Source organism: Pseudomonas sp. AC169 (assembly GCF_979258515.1).
In genome coordinates this window covers 6,368,542-6,384,208 of sequence record NZ_OZ409866.1, presented here as the reverse complement: position 1 = coordinate 6,384,208, position 15,667 = coordinate 6,368,542, and the positions used below count along the sequence as shown (strand labels likewise).

Below are 15,667 nucleotides of genomic sequence, written 5' to 3'. Positions count from 1 at the left end.
CCAAGGAACTGAAATGTCCGTAACAGACGCAAAAACCATCGACATGTGGGGCATCCCAAAATGGGACAACAACAAGATCATCCTCGGTATTGCTGACCATTTGGAATGGGGCGACAAGGCTGAACAAGGCGAGCACCTGTTGGTGCTTCAAGAGAAAATCAACAACTACATCGCTTTCATCGAAAGCGGTGAAATCTACACTGAGATACCAGGTGCACTCGGAAAATCACCTGTCATTCGTGTTCAAGGCAAGTACGAGTTACCCGAGCAAGGCGAGTTGTTTATTGATCGCGTTGCCGAGGCATTGAAGGACGTGGGCATAGGATTAGAATTCGTGCTCAAAGCGGATTAATAACACATCTAGAGAAAACGGCTGCCCAGTCACGTGCTTGGTATCAGAAAGCTGACAATCCCCACTGAGAGATCGGGCATGTCTATCAACGAAACAAAAGTCGTCGACATCATCGCAGTACCCGAGAGGGAGCCAGACAACGTCGTACTCGTCATCACCGATCACCTGGAATGGGGCAACAAAGCCCAACAGGGTGAACACCTGCTGTTGCTTCAAGAGAAAATCAACACCTACATCGCCTTCATCGAGAGCGGCGAACTGCTGGACAGCTATCTGCCAGCGAAAGGTAAAAATCCGAAGATTCGCATCAACGGCCTCTATGCGCTGCCCGAGCAAGGTGAAACCTTTATCGACCGCGTGACCGAGGTACTCAAAGGCGTGGGCATTGGAATGGAGTTTGTACTCAAGGACGACTTTGCAGTTCGCCACTAGAGGCTGCCCTGACGCCGGCTTGTCCTCTGAACGCTGAAAGTCCTCACTGATAGAACCTGCGCGCTGAAAACTCCTGCGCGACTGGAAATCGGGCCAGCCACGCCATTTCAGCAAATGCTACAGCTCATATTTCGGCTACAGACCTTCCAAAGAAAAACGCCTGGTCAAATAACCCAAGCCATTACCCACCTGAATTCACCTCGAAATCCCACGTCGGCGAACCTCGCCTAAACAACCCGGTCAGTCCCCTCTCCCTCTGGGAGAGGGCTAGGGTGAGGGGCTTTTAAACACCATCACCCACACGCGTTTAACTTACACGCACTGTTACGCCATAACGGCTACAACACCTTGCGCCGTTGCCTACGCGTACGCCAGAATCCGCCGGCTTACGCGCCTTGAGGCGGGCTGTATCGTTTCCCTGTCACTGCAAAACAGTGATCGGGTTTGGTAGCCCGTTTTCTAAGCGTTATGCGCCGCTATATGCAGTCTCTTTTCGAGGCTCGGTTTTTTATGGTGGCCATGCGTGGGGCTCCTTCGGGAGCGCCGGGGTTTACTCGCTTAGACCGGTCTACCAACCTGCGCAATGGTCACCACCTCGTTTGGTAGCGTGAGTGATGGCTCCTTATTTTTTGCTAAGCGAGTGTCATCTATGTTCAAAATTACGCCAAACCCGCCAGAAACCGATCCAATCCCCTACGACGCTGCGCTCGAACCTCAAAACATCAAAGAGGCCACCGACCGTGCGATCAATTTCTACCTCAATCCCTCCGCGCTGAAGACCTCAGTACCCACCCGCAAGACCGGCAAGATCTACCTGATCGACCCCACGGTGGATAACGAAACCCTGCTCGTCGAAGCCACTGAAACCTTGTCCTCCGCCACTGACATGGCCCGTGAACTCGCCGATTCGATTGACCCTTCACAGCGCAAAAAGATGCTGATCCTGCAACAGGTGATCATGCTCAGCGAACTGGTGGTCGGTCGAGTCCTGGATAACCAGCGCTTGCCGCACTAGTCGCGATGCAGATGGGTGAGGGGGCTTGCTCCCTCATTGCACAGAAGCGTCTGTAATCGCGGCGCTTCACGCCTTCTATCAAAGAGCCGCAAACGGTTCTTGTCTGGAGTTTCAGCAGATGTCTCAGCCACCCGAACCACCGGTCACCGACCTGGTGTCCCCATACGCATCGCCCAATTCAAGAAAGCTGCACGAAGCGGCAGAACGTGCGCTCGACCATTACCTGTTGCCTGCCGCGATCATGGCCACACCCTATACGCCCAGCACGATGTTCATGGTTAACCCGCAATCCGACGCCGAGTCCTTGCTGAGCAATGCCAGCGGTTCGCTCGCATCCGCCACGGTCATGCTCGGCAATTTTGCCGGCGTGCTGGAGGGATCGAACCGTCATACCCTGCTGGGCATTGCGCAAGTGGTCATGTTGGGAGAGTTGGCGGTGAACAAGGCGTTGGATCTGGTTGTGCCAACCGAGTAGTCGCACACGTTATCGATCAAGCAGTCAGCCATTGCGGCTGACTGCTTTTTTTGTTTCTACAGATGGTCGGCGTCGATCACGGCTTTGGCAAACGCCTGCGGATCTTCCTGCGGCAAGTTGTGGCCAATCCCGCCGTTGATCAAACGGAACTGATACTTGCCGGTAAAACGCTTGGCGTAATCCTCAGGCGCCGGGTGTGGCGCGCCGTTGGCGTCGCCTTCGAGGGTGATGGTCGGCACGCTGATCGACGGTGCAGTGGCGAGTTTCTGCTCCAGTGCGGCGTATTTCGCTTCGCCCTGTACCAGGCCCAGACGCCAGCGGTAGTTGAACACGGTGATGTCGACGTGATCCAGATTCTCCAACGCCTTGGCGCTGCGATCGAACGTGGCGTCATCAAATTTCCACTGCGGCGACGCGGTTTGCCAGATCAGTTTGGCAAAATCATGAGTGTTCTTCTCGTAACCGGCACGGCCACGGTCCGTCGCAAAGTAGAACTGATACCACCACTGCAATTCAGCCTTGGGCGGCAGCGGGTTTTGCCCGGCGGCTTGATTACCGATCAGGTAACCACTGACCGAGACCAGCGCTTTCACCCGTTCCGGCCACAACGCCGAAACGATGTCCGCCGAACGTGCACCCCAGTCATAACCGCCGAGCACCGCTTGCTTGATTTTCAGCGCGTCCATGAAATCGATGACATCGCTGGCCAGCGCCGCCGGTTGGCCGTTGCGCAGGGTGTCTTTGGAAAGGAACTGCGTATCGCCATAACCGCGCGCATAGGGCATCAACACCCGATAACCCTTGGCCGCGAGCAACGGCGCGACTTCGTCGTAGCTGTGAATGTCGTAAGGCCAGCCGTGCAGCAGGATCACCACCGGGCCGTTCGCCGGGCCGGTTTCGGCGTAGGCGACGTCGAGTACGCCAGCCTTTACATGCTTGAGCGGGCCAAAGGGCGAGGGCGCGGAATAACTGGCGGCGGCCGGTTCAGCGGTTTGCGCCTGGGTGGTGCCAAAAGCGCCGAACAGCGACAGCGCGAGGATCGACAAGCCGAATGCGGTGTTGCGGGTGTGCAGTGCCTTTTTCATGGTGACGTCTCCTTTGCGAGCTGTTGGCCGAGGGGTCGTTTTGAACCCTTGAAACCTTGAGTGCATTTGAGCGTGGGGACGTATCTGGCCTGTGTCGAAGAACGGCTTAGTTGAAAGTCGATGTGTCGCGATGAGGTTCGTACACAGTGTGATACACGGCGGCGAAACCGACTCAGCATGGACCTGATTCAGGCCAAAATAATAAGTCGCTGTTTTAAAACAAAAAATATTTCACTTCGCGCTTCCCAAAGCAAAAAAACCTTGGTAAATTGCGCCCCGTTCTCACAGCGAACCTAACGAAGTAGCTGGACAGAGCAGTAGGGGCGTCGCCAAGCGGTAAGGCAGCAGGTTTTGATCCTGCCATGCGTTGGTTCGAATCCAGCCGCCCCTGCCATATTCGAAAAAACGCCAACTTCGCAAGAAGTTGGCGTTTTTTTATGCCTGCGATTTGGCCTGGCTTGGTAAAGCAGACGTGTGCGGCGCCGAAGCACCGCGCACGCCGTCCACTCAGTGCGGTGCGCGCGAAATGGTTTTCATCAGGTCTTCGGGGCTGATGTGGCCGACCACACTGCCCGGTTGCGGCAGGTTGAGGATGTGGCCCTTCATCTTGCCGATGATGTGCATCTCGCACGGCTTGCAATCGAACTTCAGCGTCAGTACTTCATCGCCGTGGATCAACTGCATCGGTGCGACTTTGGTGCGCACGCCGGTCACGCCTTTCGCCTGTTTCGGGCACAGGTTGAAGGAGAAGCGCAGGCAGTGCTTGGTGATCATCACCGGCACTTCGCCCGGCTCTTCGTGTGCTTCATACGCGGCGTCGATCAGCTTCACGCCGTGACGGTGGTAGAAGTCGCGCGCCTTCTGGTTGTAGACGTTGGCGAGGAAGGTCAGGTGCGAATCCGGGTACACCGGCGGCGGGCTGGTTTCGGCTTTACGGCCGCCACGCGGGTGAGCGGCAACACGGGCGGCGGTCAGGGCTTCGATCACTTCACGGCGCAGGGCTTTGAGCTGCGAGTTCGGGATGAAGAACGCCTGAGGCGCATCCAGTTTGATGTCGGTGGCGTGGTACTGCGTGGTGCCGAGCTGGCCGAGCAGATCGCGCAGCTGTTCCAGCGCTTGCTCAGGCTTGTTGGCCACACCGAACGGACCGGGCAGGGTGACGCTGGCGCTGATGCCTTCTTCACTGGTGGCGGTCACTTCCAGCTGTTGTTCACGCAAATGAGCGACCCAGCTCAGGGCCACGCGGCGCTCGGACGAGGTCTTTTGCAGCGCCTGTTGCCAGTTGTGATCGAGGTTGCGATTGAGCGGGTGGTTCGGGCGCAGCTTGAACAAGCCTTCGGGCATTTCGTTCGGCTCGACGCGGTAGCGGTAGCGCTTCTCGCCGTCTTCTTCGAACTCGCCTTTGGCTTCGGCGATGTTGGCGCGGAAACCGACCACTTCGCGCTTCACCAGTACATTCAAGCCATCGCCGTTGGACAGCGGCTCCTGGGTGACGACCTGCATGTCGCGCTTGCCGACTTTCTCGACGGTACCCACTGGCAGACCGGTGAAGGTCGGCGAGTCGAAAGCGCCGATGTCGATCTTGCGATCAGTGACGAAGTAATCGGTGCTGCCCCGGTGGAAAGTCTTTTCCGGGTCCGGCAGGAAGAAGTGCGCGGTGCGGCCGCTGGAAGCGCGAGCCAGGTCCGGGCGGTCTTCGAGCACGTCGTCGAGGCGCTGGCGGTAATAGGCAGTGATGTTCTTCACATAGCCCATGTCCTTGTAGCGACCTTCGATCTTGAACGAGCGCACACCGGCTTCAACCAGCGCGCGGATGTTGGCGCTCTGGTTGTTGTCTTTCATCGACAGCAGGTGTTTTTCGTAGGCGATCACGCCACCCTTTTCATCTTTGAGGGTGTACGGCAAACGGCACGCCTGGGAGCAGTCGCCACGGTTGGCGCTGCGGCCGGTCTGCGCGTGAGAGATGTTGCACTGGCCGGAGAAAGCCACGCACAACGCGCCATGAATGAAGAATTCGATAGCGGCGTCGGTTTCGTCGGCGATCGCACGGATTTCCTGCAGGTTCAGCTCACGGGCCAATACCAACTGCGAGAAGCCAGCCTGATCGAGGAACTTCGCTCGCTCCAGGGTGCGGATGTCGGTCTGGGTCGAGGCGTGCAGCTCGATCGGTGGAATGTCCAGCTCCATCACGCCCAGATCCTGAACGATCAGCGCGTCGACACCGGCGTCGTACAGCTGATGGATCAGCTTGCGCGCCGGTTCCAGTTCGTTGTCGTGCAGGATGGTGTTGATGGTGGTGAAAATTCGCGCGTGATACTTGCGGGCGAATTCCACCAGTTCAGCGATTTCGCCGACTTCGTTGCAGGCGTTGTGGCGCGCTCCGAAGCTCGGGCCGCCGATGTACACGGCGTCAGCGCCGTGCAGGATCGCCTCACGGGCGATGGCCACATCGCGGGCAGGGCTGAGCAATTCCAGATGATGCTTGGGCAAGGACATAGTTTTTTTAGTCAGGCTGTCACGGTTAGGCACGCATTGTACCTGCGAAACGGCTGGGCGGCATCCGTGCGCAGATATCAGGTAAGTAGCGTCTAGCACACTTTCAGTCAGTGGGTAACTGTAATGTCTATCAGTTGTTTGATGTAAGGACTCCGAGCATTGTAGTCGTCGCCACATCGTTACATTGTTCAGATGCTATTAACCAAAACAGGGAGCTGATTATGTTGAGTGACGACGACTATGAAAAGTTTGGATTAATCCCAGGGACTCTCAAACCTGATCGAACCAGAGAGAAAGGAACGAAGGGAGAGGAGGGTGATAATTTCTTCAAAGGTACGTTTTCTCCTCCGTTTCCGATGGTGGAGGAAAAGTTTTTTGGAAGCGAGTTCATTTATAGGGCTTCAAAGGACAAGGAGGCGATCTCTATCATTGGGCGCACCCCGCCTGGTGAAGTATTTTATGTGCAACTCGGCTTCGTGCTGCCAGGAGATTCAAAAACCGGTACATATGCTTTAGGTCAGGAGCCGAATGGGCCGACGGGGGTATTTGTCTCTTCCGGCATTCTTACTGCTGACACGGGAACTTTGGATATAGAAAGAGATAATAATCGGCAGACGATCCGCGGTGCCTTCGATATGAATTTCAAGCATGAGGGCGCTGACTATCGTGTGTTTGGGAGATTCTTTCTGAATGCTACGGAACCGCTTTAAGTGTCTCGGCCTATATGACTCAAAAAGCTGAGACCTGACTAGGCAGGTCTCATTGGTGAAATCAGGCCTTGGCCGCCATCGCCGTCACTTCCACACGCATTCCTTCAACCGCCAGCGAGGCCACACCCACTGCCGCACGCACCGGCCACGGCTTGGCAAAGAAACGTTTGTAAACCTCATTGAATGCCGCGCGATCGGCCATGTCGGTCAGGTAGATGGTCAAGTGCATCACCCGATCCATCGAGCTGCCGGCACGCTCCAGTGCGACTTTCAGCGCTTGCAGGGTGCATTCGCTTTGCAGGGTGATATCGCCCAGTTCCAGACTGCCATCGGCACGGGTCGGGATCTGCGTGGAGACCATGATCCCGTTGAACGTGGTGACGTCCGACGAAATCGAGTCTGCGTCCGGATCCGGGGTGAAGGTGATGTCTTGGTTGGCCATGCTGATCCCTTGTTTGAGCGAGTAAAGATCGCGCCAGTTTACAGATTCAGGGCCGACATGGCCCGTTTGGCCAATTGGCACCATACTCCTGCGCGTTATTGGCAAACGAGGCAAACCCCAATGCTCGCGATTCGCCCAAGCCAACTATCGGCGCTTGAACAGGACAGCCGTCAGCAGATCGCGCTGGCGGTCCTCGCCGATCTGCGGAGTACCACGCCCCATGCCGTTGCGGGACTGTCGACTGCCGAAGTCGATTTTCGCCTGCACACGGCGGTTTCCCGATCGCAATGGCACGAACTCGATTCCCGCGACGATGTTGCAGCGTTCGTTCGCTTGTCTTTTATTGTCGGGCCGCACTTCGACGAATACCCGGCATTCAAGGAGATATTCGCCAATCACGCCAGTGAGGCGCGGATTCCTGCGCTTTTCCTGGAGGCCAGGCCGGAAGACTGGAACAACGCCAGCCAATTCGAGATCGTCAGCCGTTACCAGAAAAATCCGGACGTCGCAGTGGTGTCACTGACGGCGCTGGCTGCGCATCACGTCGATGACTACTGGCGCCACGCGCTGCATCCTGACGTCTGGCGGCTTGGTCGAATGAAACCGCTCACAGACCGCGCCGACGTGGCTGCGTTGATTCAATCCGGGGAGTCTGCCAACAAGCGCGGCTATGCCATTGTTGACCCGCAAAAAAACCTCGTGGGTGCGCTTTTCGTGACCCGTGAAAATGCCGTCACTCGCGTTTCCTACTGGGTTGCGCGGCCGGTCTGGGGGAAGGGCATCGCCAGTCAGGCCCTTATGCAACTCAAAGCGATGCTGGTAGATGAACCCCTGACACTGACTATCGAGCCGGGTAACACGCCGTCGTTCAAAGCCGCCACGAAATGTGGATTCCGTCAAACCGACTCCCTCACCTTTATGGCCTGACAACATGGAAAGAGCCGATAACACCCTCGCGGCAGATGTCGAAAATGCCTTGAATGACTACCTTGCGCTGGCGCAGGACGCGACTGACAAAACACATCAGGCCAAACTCGTCATGCTGCAAAAAAAAGTCGCAGCCGCCACCAAGGCAGAGGGTGTGCATGAGCACGATCAGGTGAAGCAGCTCTCTCTGGCTGTCCAGACGTGCTCCCTGCAGCCGACCAAGGTCAGACAATTGCAGGCGCTGAATCTGGAGAAAGTCAAAGCGCTCAACAACGAAATCAAGGTGCGCAACGACGCTTCCCTCACGCTGTGCAAACCCATGTCCATCAGGTTCCAGGACCGGACGTGGAGCCAATACTATTCAGGCACCTCCAACATCAAATATCCCGACGTCAGTGGCATGCTCCCGCATGTCTGCAAAGCCGGGCTGATTCAGAACATGATGCTGTTTGACCTGCTGCAGGGGCATCGCCAGCAGATCTGCTCTTTCCAGTTACCCGATCTCTCTGCGTTGGTTGACAATTACACGGACTACCCGGCAATTATCATTCCGTCAGGTGGCAAGGACGGTCGATGGCAGAAAATGGTTGCCGGTGATTTGCCCAATTACTGGTGGGCGCGCTTCGTTAAACAGGTGCACGTGGTGTTTCTTGTTTCAAACGAAGAAATTGGCAACTACGACAAAATCGAGGATATGGGCGTCACTGTCGTCGGTTACGACGGCTTTGGCATGGGCTGCGCCCGAGCGGTCGGTGTGCATGTCGCGAAAAAACTCAATCGCCTGTGTTTCATGACGGACGACCGGACCAAAGATCTTTGGTATCGCGGTGAACCTGTCGAACTCGGATTACTGAAGCTGATGCCAAAAGGTCTGCAGCCCCGGTTCCCGTTTATCAGCGGGGTCAGCCCCAAGGGTGAGCTGAATATCCTGACTATCATCAATCCCGCAACGACTGAGGCTGAGAAGCCCAATTTCTCCAGATACTTCATTGCCTCCAAGGAGGACAAAGGGCTGTTCCTCTATTGCGAGGCATTGCGCTTGCGCAATCCCCTGACCAAAGTCGGTGCGCTCACTGGCGAGTTCAAAGAAATGGTCAAGGGCGAGCCGGCGTTTCCTTTTCAGTTTGAAGTCAAGTTCGACGCCGACAATCCTGCCTATAGCAACAAAGCCGTCGCTTATGCGGGAATCAAAGGCGCCTGCATGGCGCGCATCACTGACTGCCAACTTTACCGTTCGGTCGACACGCCTCCAGGCAACATCCCGGCCAATGGCGTTGCCCTCGACTGGAAGTACTTGAGCACCCACAAGGGTTTTCTCAATCAGTGGGACGCCGTGAAAATGCAGGATTCGGCGATGTACCTCCTTTTGAAGCAAATCTACGACGAGATGAAGGTAAAATCCGAGTCTGTGGTTGAAGAGGACAAGCTGCAACCCGAACACTGGCAGGCGTTCGATAAGTACCTGACACCGTGGTTCAGTTGAGTCTCCATTGCGGTCCCGGTCTATTTCAGATTGGGGCCGTGGCCGCTTCTGCGGCAAGTGCCGCCTGCACGCCGGGGCGTAGTTCCATGCGGACCATGAACGCCGCCAGGCTTGGCCACCCCTTGATGTCGATGTTGAAGATCGGCAGCCACTTGAGGACGCTGAACAAGTACGCGTCGGCCACGCTGAACGTGTGCAGCAGGTAGTCACTGGTGAGATGGACGTCCAGAAAATCCAGCCGCTGGTACAGCTTGCCGCGAAAGATGTCTTTGATTGGCTCGGGAATATCGGCGTTGAATAGCGGGGCGCTGCCACCGTGCATTTCGGTGGCGATGAAGTTCAGGTGTTCCTGCAGACGCGCTCGCTCCCACGTGCCATTTGCTGGCGCTAGCGTGTTGCCCGGCACCTGATCGACCAAAAACTGCAGGATCGCTGGCCCTTCCGTCAGCACCTCACCGTTGTCCAGCACCAACGCGGCGACGTAGCCCTTCGGGTTGATCTCACGAAAGTCACGCCCATCGGCGGTGCGTTTGCTCTGGTTGTTGACGCGAACAAGTTCAAAAGGCAAACCCAGTTCTCGCAGGACAATGTGCGGGGAGAGCGAGCAGGTCATCGGCGCGAAATACAGTTTCATGGCACTTCCTTGCTGAGTGAAGGCGCCAGATTCCATGGCCGCAGAGGCTTTGGCAAAGGTCATTTCGGGTGTTAGCGTATGACAAAATCTCATGCTCGATGAAAACCCCATGACCATCAGACTTCCGTCGCTTAACGGATTGCGTGCCTTTGAAGCCGCCGCCAGACACATGAGCTTTACCAAGGCTGGCGCAGAACTCAACGTTACCCAGACTGCCGTCAGCCACCAGATTCGCCGACTCGAAGCGGAGCTGGGCGTGCCTCTGTTTTTACGCCTCAACGATGGCTTGTCCCTCAGTGAAGACGCAAAAGTCTATTTGCCGGGTGTTCGCGCGGCGTTTCATGAACTGCGTTATGCGACTGAACAACTGCTCGAGTCTCGCGATAAGAGCGTGCTGACGGTGAGTACTCTGGTGTCCGTTGCGTCGAAGTGGCTGTTACCGCGTTTACCATCCTTTCAACAGGCGTTTCCCGCTATCGATGTGCGAATCAGTGCGTCCACCGAACTGGTGGACTTTGCAAAGGGCGCCATTGATGCGGCGATTCGTTACGGGCGCGGTGACTGGAAGGGCTTGCGTGCCGACTTTTTGATGTCCGACGAGATCTTTCCGGTGTGCAGTCCCGCACTGGCGAAGACCTTGCGCTCGCCGGCGGATCTGCCTGCTCACACAATGCTGCAAGTCAGTGGTGCGACGGCCGGTGATTGGAGCGCCTGGCTGCGTGCAGCGGGTCAACCGCCGCAACTGGCGGAAGGCGCGCGCATGACCTTTGACCTAGCGATGATGGCGGTACAGGCAGCGGTTGACGGGCAGGGGGTGTTCATTGGCCGTTCAACCTATGTCGAGGACGATCTGCGGGCCGGGCGTTTGGTGGTGCCCTTTGATCTGCGCTTGCAGGATCAATTGGGTTTCTATCTGGTAACGCCCCATGAAACCGCGCAATCGAAGAAGATCGTCGCGTTCAGGACATGGCTGTTGGCTTTGCCAGAAGGCCAGGACGCCTTTGTATAAGCGTGTATCAAGCGGCCGCGCAGACACACGCGAACAATAATCTTGGGGTTCAGGACACATCATCCCTACATGCAGCGCCCAAAGTAGCGGTCACACCACCACTGCATTTGAGAGGGCAACATCATGCATCGTCCACTGTTACTGGCCAGCGCTGCGATTCTCGCTTCAATCATCGGTGTCGCCCACGCGGCTGATGCGCCCGCCAAGAGCTGGCAACAAGGCTTGAGCCGCACGGATCTGGTTCGTCAGGACCTCGGTGCCGCCGAGCGCGAGGTGATTCAGGCCCGCGTCGATTTCGAACCGGGCGTGACCTCGCCCCGGCATGCACATCCGGGCGTGGAGGTGGCCTACGTGATCAGCGGCACGTTCGAATATCAACTGGAGGGCCGGGCGCCGGTGACACTGAAAGCGGGGGATTCGTTGTTCATTCCCGAAGGTGTGGCGCATGTCGCCAAAAACGTGGGTGCGGACAAGGGGTCGGAGTTGGCGACTTACATCGTCAAAAAGGGCGAGCCGTTGCTGATTCTCAAACCGTAGGCCCACGCCTCAATGGAGCGTCGCCGCTCGGCGACTTTCTCCAATCCTGATTCGATCGAGCGCTCGGTTCAACGCGTCGAGGGCATCGAGCAGCGCTTTGGCCTCGGCTTCCCTGCCTTCGCCCCACAAGCGCTCGGCCATTTTGTTCAGGGCTTGAATCGAGCGCTCGATGTCTGCGGCGTTTGCGTGCTGTTTAGGGGCCGGTGGTTTCTTCGGCATTCAGGGTTCCTCTGCTGACGGCAAACCACCATACCGCTACGGCACCCAGCAGCATAGTCAGCACGGCCAGAATCAGGATGACCCCTTGCGTGCCTGCGCTTGAGGCCAACAGCGCCACCAGCAAACCCGCCAAGGGTTGCGAGAGGTTGTTGAGCAAGGTAATCACGCCCACGGTCTTGCCAAAATCCTTGGCCGGAATCACCCGCTGGCGGATGCTGCGCATGTAGATGTTGAACATCTTGTCGAAGCCGACGATCAGCAGGAACCCCAGCACATAGCCGGCCAGATTCGGACTCAGGGCGCTGACCAGCGCACCGGCGGCAATCATCGAGTAAGCGAGCCCGCCCATTATCCGCTGGGGCAGTTCCACCCGGGCAAGGAAGAACAGGATCACGATAGTCGTGACTGCGCCCGCTGCCTGTAGCCCGGCGTAGGCATCCTTGCCGGCACTGAACTCGCCGATCACCATCGCCGCCGAAGTGGCCAGGGTGACGCCGACGATCAGATTGACCCCGACGGCCAGCAGGATGATTTTTTTCAGTTCCGCCAGCTCGCGTATATGCCCGAAAGCAATGCGCAGCGGTTGCAGCCAGATGTCCTGATGCTGCTCGAACACCTCCAGCGTAATGCGGCTGAGGCGTTGCCAGACCAGCATGCTCAGGTCAGCCAGCAGGAACAGACCGGCGACCCACAGCACCACCCAGTGCCAGGCCCACACCTCCAGCAAAAGTGCAGCCACCAGCGGACCAAGCACCAGCCCGGTCTGATCGGCGATCTGTGAATAGGACAAGGTCTTGGTGTAGCTGTAGTGCTGGAAAATATGCGGCATCAGCACCTCGCGGGCCATGATGCCCTGGGTGGTCAGCACGCCACACAGCGCTGACAACACGACGACCCAGGCGATACCGCCGAAGAGGGCAAACATGCCCACCGCCAGCAGGCAGAGCAGTGCCCGGTACACCTGGCTGATGTGCAGAATCCTGATGGGTGAAAACTTGTCGCACAGGGCTCCGCACAGCGGAAACGCGAGAAACCGCGGCAGCGATTCGACGAAAAACGCCAGACCTGCCCAAGAGGCGCTGTTGGTGGTCTGGAATACCACCAACGGCACGATGAACAGCAGAATCTGATCCGCCAGCCGCGACAGAAACAGTGAGGTGAAAAATGCCAGGTAATCCTTGCGCAAAGTGAACTCCTTGTTGTTGACGGCCTGGCCGCGTGGCCAGCCGTGCTTCAGTACGCCGATCCCTGGCTGTCGTTGAGATTGTGCCGCTCGTCCCCGCGCAGGGGCGGGTTGAATACGCTGACGAGGATCAGGTCTTGCTCCTTGCCCCCGCGCAGGTAATGACGGTCGTGCTGGTCGAGTACATAAACATCACCCGGACGAATCGGGAAGACATTCCCTTGCATGTCTTCGACTTCGCCTTCCCCGGCAATGCAATAGCATGCCTCCAGATGATTGCGATAGTGCAACAGCGATTCAGTCCCGGCACGCACCACGGTGTGACACAACGTAAAACCCATGGCATCGCGCTCGGTGAGCAGGCGATGGCTGGTGCCCGCGCCCCACTCGACGAAGTACGGAGTCTGTTCAACGTCGGATTTGTTGCGAATGAACATATGAACCTCTCTGCAAAAGTGCTGATTTGATAAAAAATTCAGACCGGTTTCAGGACGGCTTCGCCGTATGCCTGCATTGCGTCGTTCCAGACCAGGTCGCGGTGTGCGGCCATGGCCTGGACATCGCGCCAGTGACGCTGCAGCGGATTGGCGGCGACCAGCGACGAGGCGCCGAGTCGCTCCACCAGACGGCGTACCACCTGCACGCATTGCTGCGCCAGATAGGCGCGGTCACGCTTGAGTTGCCTTAGCTGCCGAGCGTCGAGGGCGCGTCCATGCATGCCGGCGTCGTGCAGCCGTGAGAGCAGTGAGTCGTATAGCAACCCGGCGCTGTACAACTGCGCTGCCGAGTGAGCGACCTGTTCAGCGATCCGAGGCTCGCTGCTCAGAGGTGAACCGGCGAGCGCCAGCACATAGGCCGCGAGCGCTCCCTCGGCACAACCCAGCAACGGGCCGATGATCGAGGTGGTGAGATAAGGCACCAGAGGCACCCGGTCGATGTAGTCGGTGCCAGTCGCGGGGACGGGCTCGGCAAATACTTCATGCAGGGCGAAAACATGTTCGTGAGGCACCAACAGTTGCTCGGTCAGCACGTCATGGGAGCCGGTCGCGGCCATGCCGCAGCTGTCCCAACTGTCGAGCCTGTGTACTTCATGCGCGGCGATCAGCACCAGGAAGCGTGGCGTGTGCGCTGCATCCGGATGGTTGGGGCAGGGCGCATTGAGCATCAGCCACGTGGCGTCTTCGATACCCGAACTGAAGCGCCAGCGCCCGTTCACCCGGATGCCCGTCGCTTCCAGCGATAACTGGCTGTCACCGCCACTGGAGGCTGAAGCGAACAGCTGTCGGGAACCTTCTGCGTACAATCGATCCTGAAAGGCAGGTGTCAGGCGCCGGACAATGCAACCGTGACCGCCCACCAGCGCCATCATCCAGCCTGTGGAGGCGCAGGCTCTGGCCGCAACGCGCGCACTCTCCAGCAAAGTGGGCCAGTGACCGGTGTGAGTAAGCGGGGCGCGCGGCGACAGCAGATCCAGCCAGCCGCCGGCGAACAGTTCTTCGAAGGTGCTGTTGCTCAGGCGGCGGTTTTTTTCCGCGGCGCTGGCCCGCTCCCGCCAATCCGGGAGGTGCTGCAAAGCGCGTTCACAGAACGCGGGCACGGCGGCAGGATGGAAGTCCGGTTTCGAGGCGTCAAACATCGACTGGCTCCCTGATACCGACGGCGGCAGGCTGCCGTTCACCCAGTCGCGGGCTTTCAAAGCAGAATTCGGCGGGCTGCACCACGGGTCCTAACAGCGCGAGGAAACGCTCGAGCTGTTCGGAGTCGTCGGAGGCAACGAATTCACAAAAATTACTGCTGTTCCAGAGTAAGTGAACGTGCTTGAAACGAGCCGACAGGGCGCTTGTCAGCTCCTCCAGCGTGACTTGGCCGTTTTGCATTTGCTCAAGCATTTGCTGGCGCTTCCAGCTGATTTCTTCTTCGCTGAAATAACGGGTTTTGAACACTTCGTCTTTGACGCGCTCGCGCCGCAAGTATTCCTGGGGCTCGGGGTGGTTGAGCTTCTCGAGAAAAAACACCAATCCCCCGGGTTTGAGAAACTGCTGGAGATGAGCGATTTGTCGCTCGCGGTCGCGGCTATAGAACTGGAACGCGGCCATTTCATAGATGTAATCGAAGCCCTGCGCGAAGTCGCGGTATTCGGGGCTTTGCAATACGTCCGGGCTGACCTTGAATACCGATTGCGGGAAAAAGCGCGACTGCGCCGGGTCGGCATGCCGGTCGAAGGCGATTTGATTGGCCTGGTTGGGTGATGAAGTGAAACTTCGTATCAGGCCTTGAGAATGGCCGGCCAAGGCGCGACCGTTGCTGCCATCGAAGGCGTCCACTTCGAACAGACTGAACGTCTGGCCAGGCTCGCGAACACTGGCCTGGGACAGGCGGGCCAACGCCACGCCGACTCTGGACAGTTCTTCGAGTATGTACGGCACGCTCGCCAGGAAGTGCGAAAACAACGGGCCTGCACCTTCGATCAGACGATCATGATAGGCGAGCATCTGCGGATCACCGATCTGCGACCGCAGGTGGCTGTGCAACGACTGCAGAGGCACTTGGCTGGCACCCGTGGCGAGGCTGTGGAAGTGCCCGGCCAGTTTCAGCATTGCGCTTTGTTGCAGGTCGCGATCCAGGCTGGCGTCATCCTGTAGCGAAGGCTGGCAAGTATTCATGGGTA

Annotated in this window: 18 protein-coding genes and 1 tRNA gene; 10 read left to right on the top strand and 9 right to left on the bottom strand. The window is 57.8% G+C overall.

The annotated features are described in order from the left end of the window. The first annotated feature begins 13 nt into the window (after window positions 1-13). From ACZZ0G_RS28355 to ACZZ0G_RS28340, 4 genes are all read left to right on the top strand, one after another. Window positions 14-352 (top strand): DUF6572 domain-containing protein, encoded by a 339-nt coding sequence (locus tag ACZZ0G_RS28355; RefSeq protein ID WP_463558479.1) that lies wholly within the window; start codon window positions 14-16, stop codon window positions 350-352. A gap of 78 nt (window positions 353-430) precedes the next feature. Further along, window positions 431-784 carry a DUF6572 domain-containing protein gene (locus ACZZ0G_RS28350; RefSeq protein ID WP_463558478.1) on the top strand — a complete coding sequence of 118 codons (354 nt, stop codon included), beginning with the start codon at window positions 431-433 and terminating at the stop codon, window positions 782-784. A 649-nt stretch (window positions 785-1,433) separates the two neighbouring features. After that, window positions 1,434-1,799, top strand: a complete 366-nt coding sequence (locus tag ACZZ0G_RS28345; protein ID WP_034155865.1) for a DUF6124 family protein — start codon at window positions 1,434-1,436, stop codon at window positions 1,797-1,799. Window positions 1,800-1,917: 118 nt separating this feature from the next. Further along, window positions 1,918-2,274, top strand: a complete 357-nt coding sequence (locus ACZZ0G_RS28340) for a DUF6124 family protein (protein ID WP_007919067.1) — start codon at window positions 1,918-1,920, stop codon at window positions 2,272-2,274. Window positions 2,275-2,330: 56 nt separating this feature from the next. Here ACZZ0G_RS28340 and ACZZ0G_RS28335 read toward each other — a convergent pair whose 3' ends face one another. Next, a complete protein-coding gene (locus ACZZ0G_RS28335) occupies window positions 2,331-3,359 on the bottom strand; it encodes an alpha/beta fold hydrolase (RefSeq protein WP_463558477.1) in 1,029 nt (342 codons plus the stop codon). A 319-nt stretch (window positions 3,360-3,678) separates the two neighbouring features. Between ACZZ0G_RS28335 and ACZZ0G_RS28330 the strand changes: the two genes are divergently transcribed. Continuing rightward, a tRNA-Gln gene (locus ACZZ0G_RS28330) sits at window positions 3,679-3,753 on the top strand. A gap of 113 nt (window positions 3,754-3,866) precedes the next feature. Here the strand turns inward: ACZZ0G_RS28330 and ACZZ0G_RS28325 are convergent. Further along, a complete protein-coding gene (locus tag ACZZ0G_RS28325; RefSeq protein ID WP_463558476.1) occupies window positions 3,867-5,855 on the bottom strand; it encodes a peptidase U32 family protein in 1,989 nt (662 codons plus the stop codon). Window positions 5,856-6,076: 221 nt separating this feature from the next. Between ACZZ0G_RS28325 and ACZZ0G_RS28320 the strand changes: the two genes are divergently transcribed. Next, window positions 6,077-6,565, top strand: coding sequence for a hypothetical protein (locus ACZZ0G_RS28320; RefSeq protein ID WP_463558475.1), 489 nt, complete (start codon window positions 6,077-6,079; stop codon window positions 6,563-6,565). A gap of 61 nt (window positions 6,566-6,626) precedes the next feature. Here the strand turns inward: ACZZ0G_RS28320 and ACZZ0G_RS28315 are convergent, their stop codons facing one another. Further along, a complete protein-coding gene (locus ACZZ0G_RS28315) occupies window positions 6,627-7,007 on the bottom strand; it encodes a RidA family protein (protein ID WP_064118315.1) in 381 nt (126 codons plus the stop codon). A gap of 120 nt (window positions 7,008-7,127) precedes the next feature. Here ACZZ0G_RS28315 and ACZZ0G_RS28310 point away from each other — a divergent pair, with 120 nt between their 5' ends. Next, window positions 7,128-7,934 (top strand): GNAT family N-acetyltransferase, encoded by an 807-nt coding sequence (locus ACZZ0G_RS28310; RefSeq protein ID WP_463558474.1) that lies wholly within the window; start codon window positions 7,128-7,130, stop codon window positions 7,932-7,934. After that, window positions 7,894-9,417 carry a hypothetical protein gene (locus ACZZ0G_RS28305; protein WP_463558473.1) on the top strand — a complete coding sequence of 508 codons (1,524 nt, stop codon included), beginning with the start codon at window positions 7,894-7,896 and terminating at the stop codon, window positions 9,415-9,417. Before ACZZ0G_RS28310 ends, ACZZ0G_RS28305 begins: the two co-directional genes overlap by 41 nt. A gap of 25 nt (window positions 9,418-9,442) precedes the next feature. Here ACZZ0G_RS28305 and gstA read toward each other — a convergent pair whose 3' ends face one another. Further along, window positions 9,443-10,051 (bottom strand): glutathione transferase GstA, encoded by a 609-nt coding sequence (gene gstA / locus ACZZ0G_RS28300; RefSeq protein ID WP_463558472.1) that lies wholly within the window; start codon window positions 10,049-10,051, stop codon window positions 9,443-9,445. Between the two features lie 109 nt (window positions 10,052-10,160). Here gstA and ACZZ0G_RS28295 point away from each other — a divergent pair, with 109 nt between their 5' ends. Both ACZZ0G_RS28295 and ACZZ0G_RS28290 read left to right on the top strand, forming a co-directional pair. Next, window positions 10,161-11,060, top strand: a complete 900-nt coding sequence (locus tag ACZZ0G_RS28295; protein ID WP_463558471.1) for a transcriptional regulator GcvA — start codon at window positions 10,161-10,163, stop codon at window positions 11,058-11,060. A gap of 123 nt (window positions 11,061-11,183) precedes the next feature. Beyond that, window positions 11,184-11,597, top strand: a complete 414-nt coding sequence (locus tag ACZZ0G_RS28290; protein ID WP_463558470.1) for a cupin domain-containing protein — start codon at window positions 11,184-11,186, stop codon at window positions 11,595-11,597. A gap of 9 nt (window positions 11,598-11,606) precedes the next feature. Here ACZZ0G_RS28290 and ACZZ0G_RS28285 read toward each other — a convergent pair whose 3' ends face one another. From ACZZ0G_RS28285 to ACZZ0G_RS28265, 5 genes are read right to left on the bottom strand one after another with little or no spacing between them, the layout of a single operon-like run. After that, window positions 11,607-11,816 (bottom strand): hypothetical protein, encoded by a 210-nt coding sequence (locus ACZZ0G_RS28285; RefSeq protein WP_077572657.1) that lies wholly within the window; start codon window positions 11,814-11,816, stop codon window positions 11,607-11,609. Beyond that, window positions 11,791-13,002: an MFS transporter gene (locus tag ACZZ0G_RS28280; protein WP_463396436.1), complete on the bottom strand. Its 1,212-nt coding sequence runs from the start codon at window positions 13,000-13,002 to the stop codon at window positions 11,791-11,793. The genes ACZZ0G_RS28285 and ACZZ0G_RS28280 overlap by 26 nt, the downstream gene beginning before the upstream one ends. Before the next feature lie 47 nt (window positions 13,003-13,049). Then, window positions 13,050-13,436 carry an ectoine synthase gene (locus tag ACZZ0G_RS28275; protein ID WP_034155877.1) on the bottom strand — a complete coding sequence of 129 codons (387 nt, stop codon included), beginning with the start codon at window positions 13,434-13,436 and terminating at the stop codon, window positions 13,050-13,052. A gap of 38 nt (window positions 13,437-13,474) precedes the next feature. Beyond that, window positions 13,475-14,635, bottom strand: coding sequence for an acyl-CoA dehydrogenase family protein (locus ACZZ0G_RS28270; protein ID WP_463558469.1), 1,161 nt, complete (start codon window positions 14,633-14,635; stop codon window positions 13,475-13,477). Then, window positions 14,628-15,662: a class I SAM-dependent methyltransferase gene (locus ACZZ0G_RS28265; protein WP_463558468.1), complete on the bottom strand. Its 1,035-nt coding sequence runs from the start codon at window positions 15,660-15,662 to the stop codon at window positions 14,628-14,630. Before ACZZ0G_RS28265 ends, ACZZ0G_RS28270 begins: the two co-directional genes overlap by 8 nt. Window positions 15,663-15,667: the final 5 nt, after the last annotated feature.

What these genes read in the sequence shown, in the direction of transcription:
- ACZZ0G_RS28285 (WP_077572657.1), bottom strand. Translation starts at nt 11,816, where the DNA reads ATGCCGAAGAAACCACCGGCCCCTAAACAGCACGCAAACGCCGCAGAC.
- ACZZ0G_RS28315 (WP_064118315.1), bottom strand. Translation starts at nt 7,007, where the DNA reads ATGGCCAACCAAGACATCACCTTCACCCCGGATCCGGACGCAGACTCG.
- ACZZ0G_RS28340 (WP_007919067.1), top strand. Translation starts at nt 1,918, where the DNA reads ATGTCTCAGCCACCCGAACCACCGGTCACCGACCTGGTGTCCCCATAC.
- ACZZ0G_RS28295 (WP_463558471.1), top strand. Translation starts at nt 10,161, where the DNA reads ATGACCATCAGACTTCCGTCGCTTAACGGATTGCGTGCCTTTGAAGCC.
- ACZZ0G_RS28310 (WP_463558474.1), top strand. Translation starts at nt 7,128, where the DNA reads ATGCTCGCGATTCGCCCAAGCCAACTATCGGCGCTTGAACAGGACAGC.
- ACZZ0G_RS28345 (WP_034155865.1), top strand. Translation starts at nt 1,434, where the DNA reads ATGTTCAAAATTACGCCAAACCCGCCAGAAACCGATCCAATCCCCTAC.
- ACZZ0G_RS28270 (WP_463558469.1), bottom strand. Translation starts at nt 14,635, where the DNA reads ATGTTTGACGCCTCGAAACCGGACTTCCATCCTGCCGCCGTGCCCGCG.
- ACZZ0G_RS28290 (WP_463558470.1), top strand. Translation starts at nt 11,184, where the DNA reads ATGCATCGTCCACTGTTACTGGCCAGCGCTGCGATTCTCGCTTCAATC.
- gstA (WP_463558472.1), bottom strand. Translation starts at nt 10,051, where the DNA reads ATGAAACTGTATTTCGCGCCGATGACCTGCTCGCTCTCCCCGCACATT.
- ACZZ0G_RS28335 (WP_463558477.1), bottom strand. Translation starts at nt 3,359, where the DNA reads ATGAAAAAGGCACTGCACACCCGCAACACCGCATTCGGCTTGTCGATC.
- ACZZ0G_RS28325 (WP_463558476.1), bottom strand. Translation starts at nt 5,855, where the DNA reads ATGTCCTTGCCCAAGCATCATCTGGAATTGCTCAGCCCTGCCCGCGAT.
- ACZZ0G_RS28355 (WP_463558479.1), top strand. Translation starts at nt 14, where the DNA reads ATGTCCGTAACAGACGCAAAAACCATCGACATGTGGGGCATCCCAAAA.
- ACZZ0G_RS28265 (WP_463558468.1), bottom strand. Translation starts at nt 15,662, where the DNA reads ATGAATACTTGCCAGCCTTCGCTACAGGATGACGCCAGCCTGGATCGC.
- ACZZ0G_RS28320 (WP_463558475.1), top strand. Translation starts at nt 6,077, where the DNA reads ATGTTGAGTGACGACGACTATGAAAAGTTTGGATTAATCCCAGGGACT.
- ACZZ0G_RS28350 (WP_463558478.1), top strand. Translation starts at nt 431, where the DNA reads ATGTCTATCAACGAAACAAAAGTCGTCGACATCATCGCAGTACCCGAG.
- ACZZ0G_RS28275 (WP_034155877.1), bottom strand. Translation starts at nt 13,436, where the DNA reads ATGTTCATTCGCAACAAATCCGACGTTGAACAGACTCCGTACTTCGTC.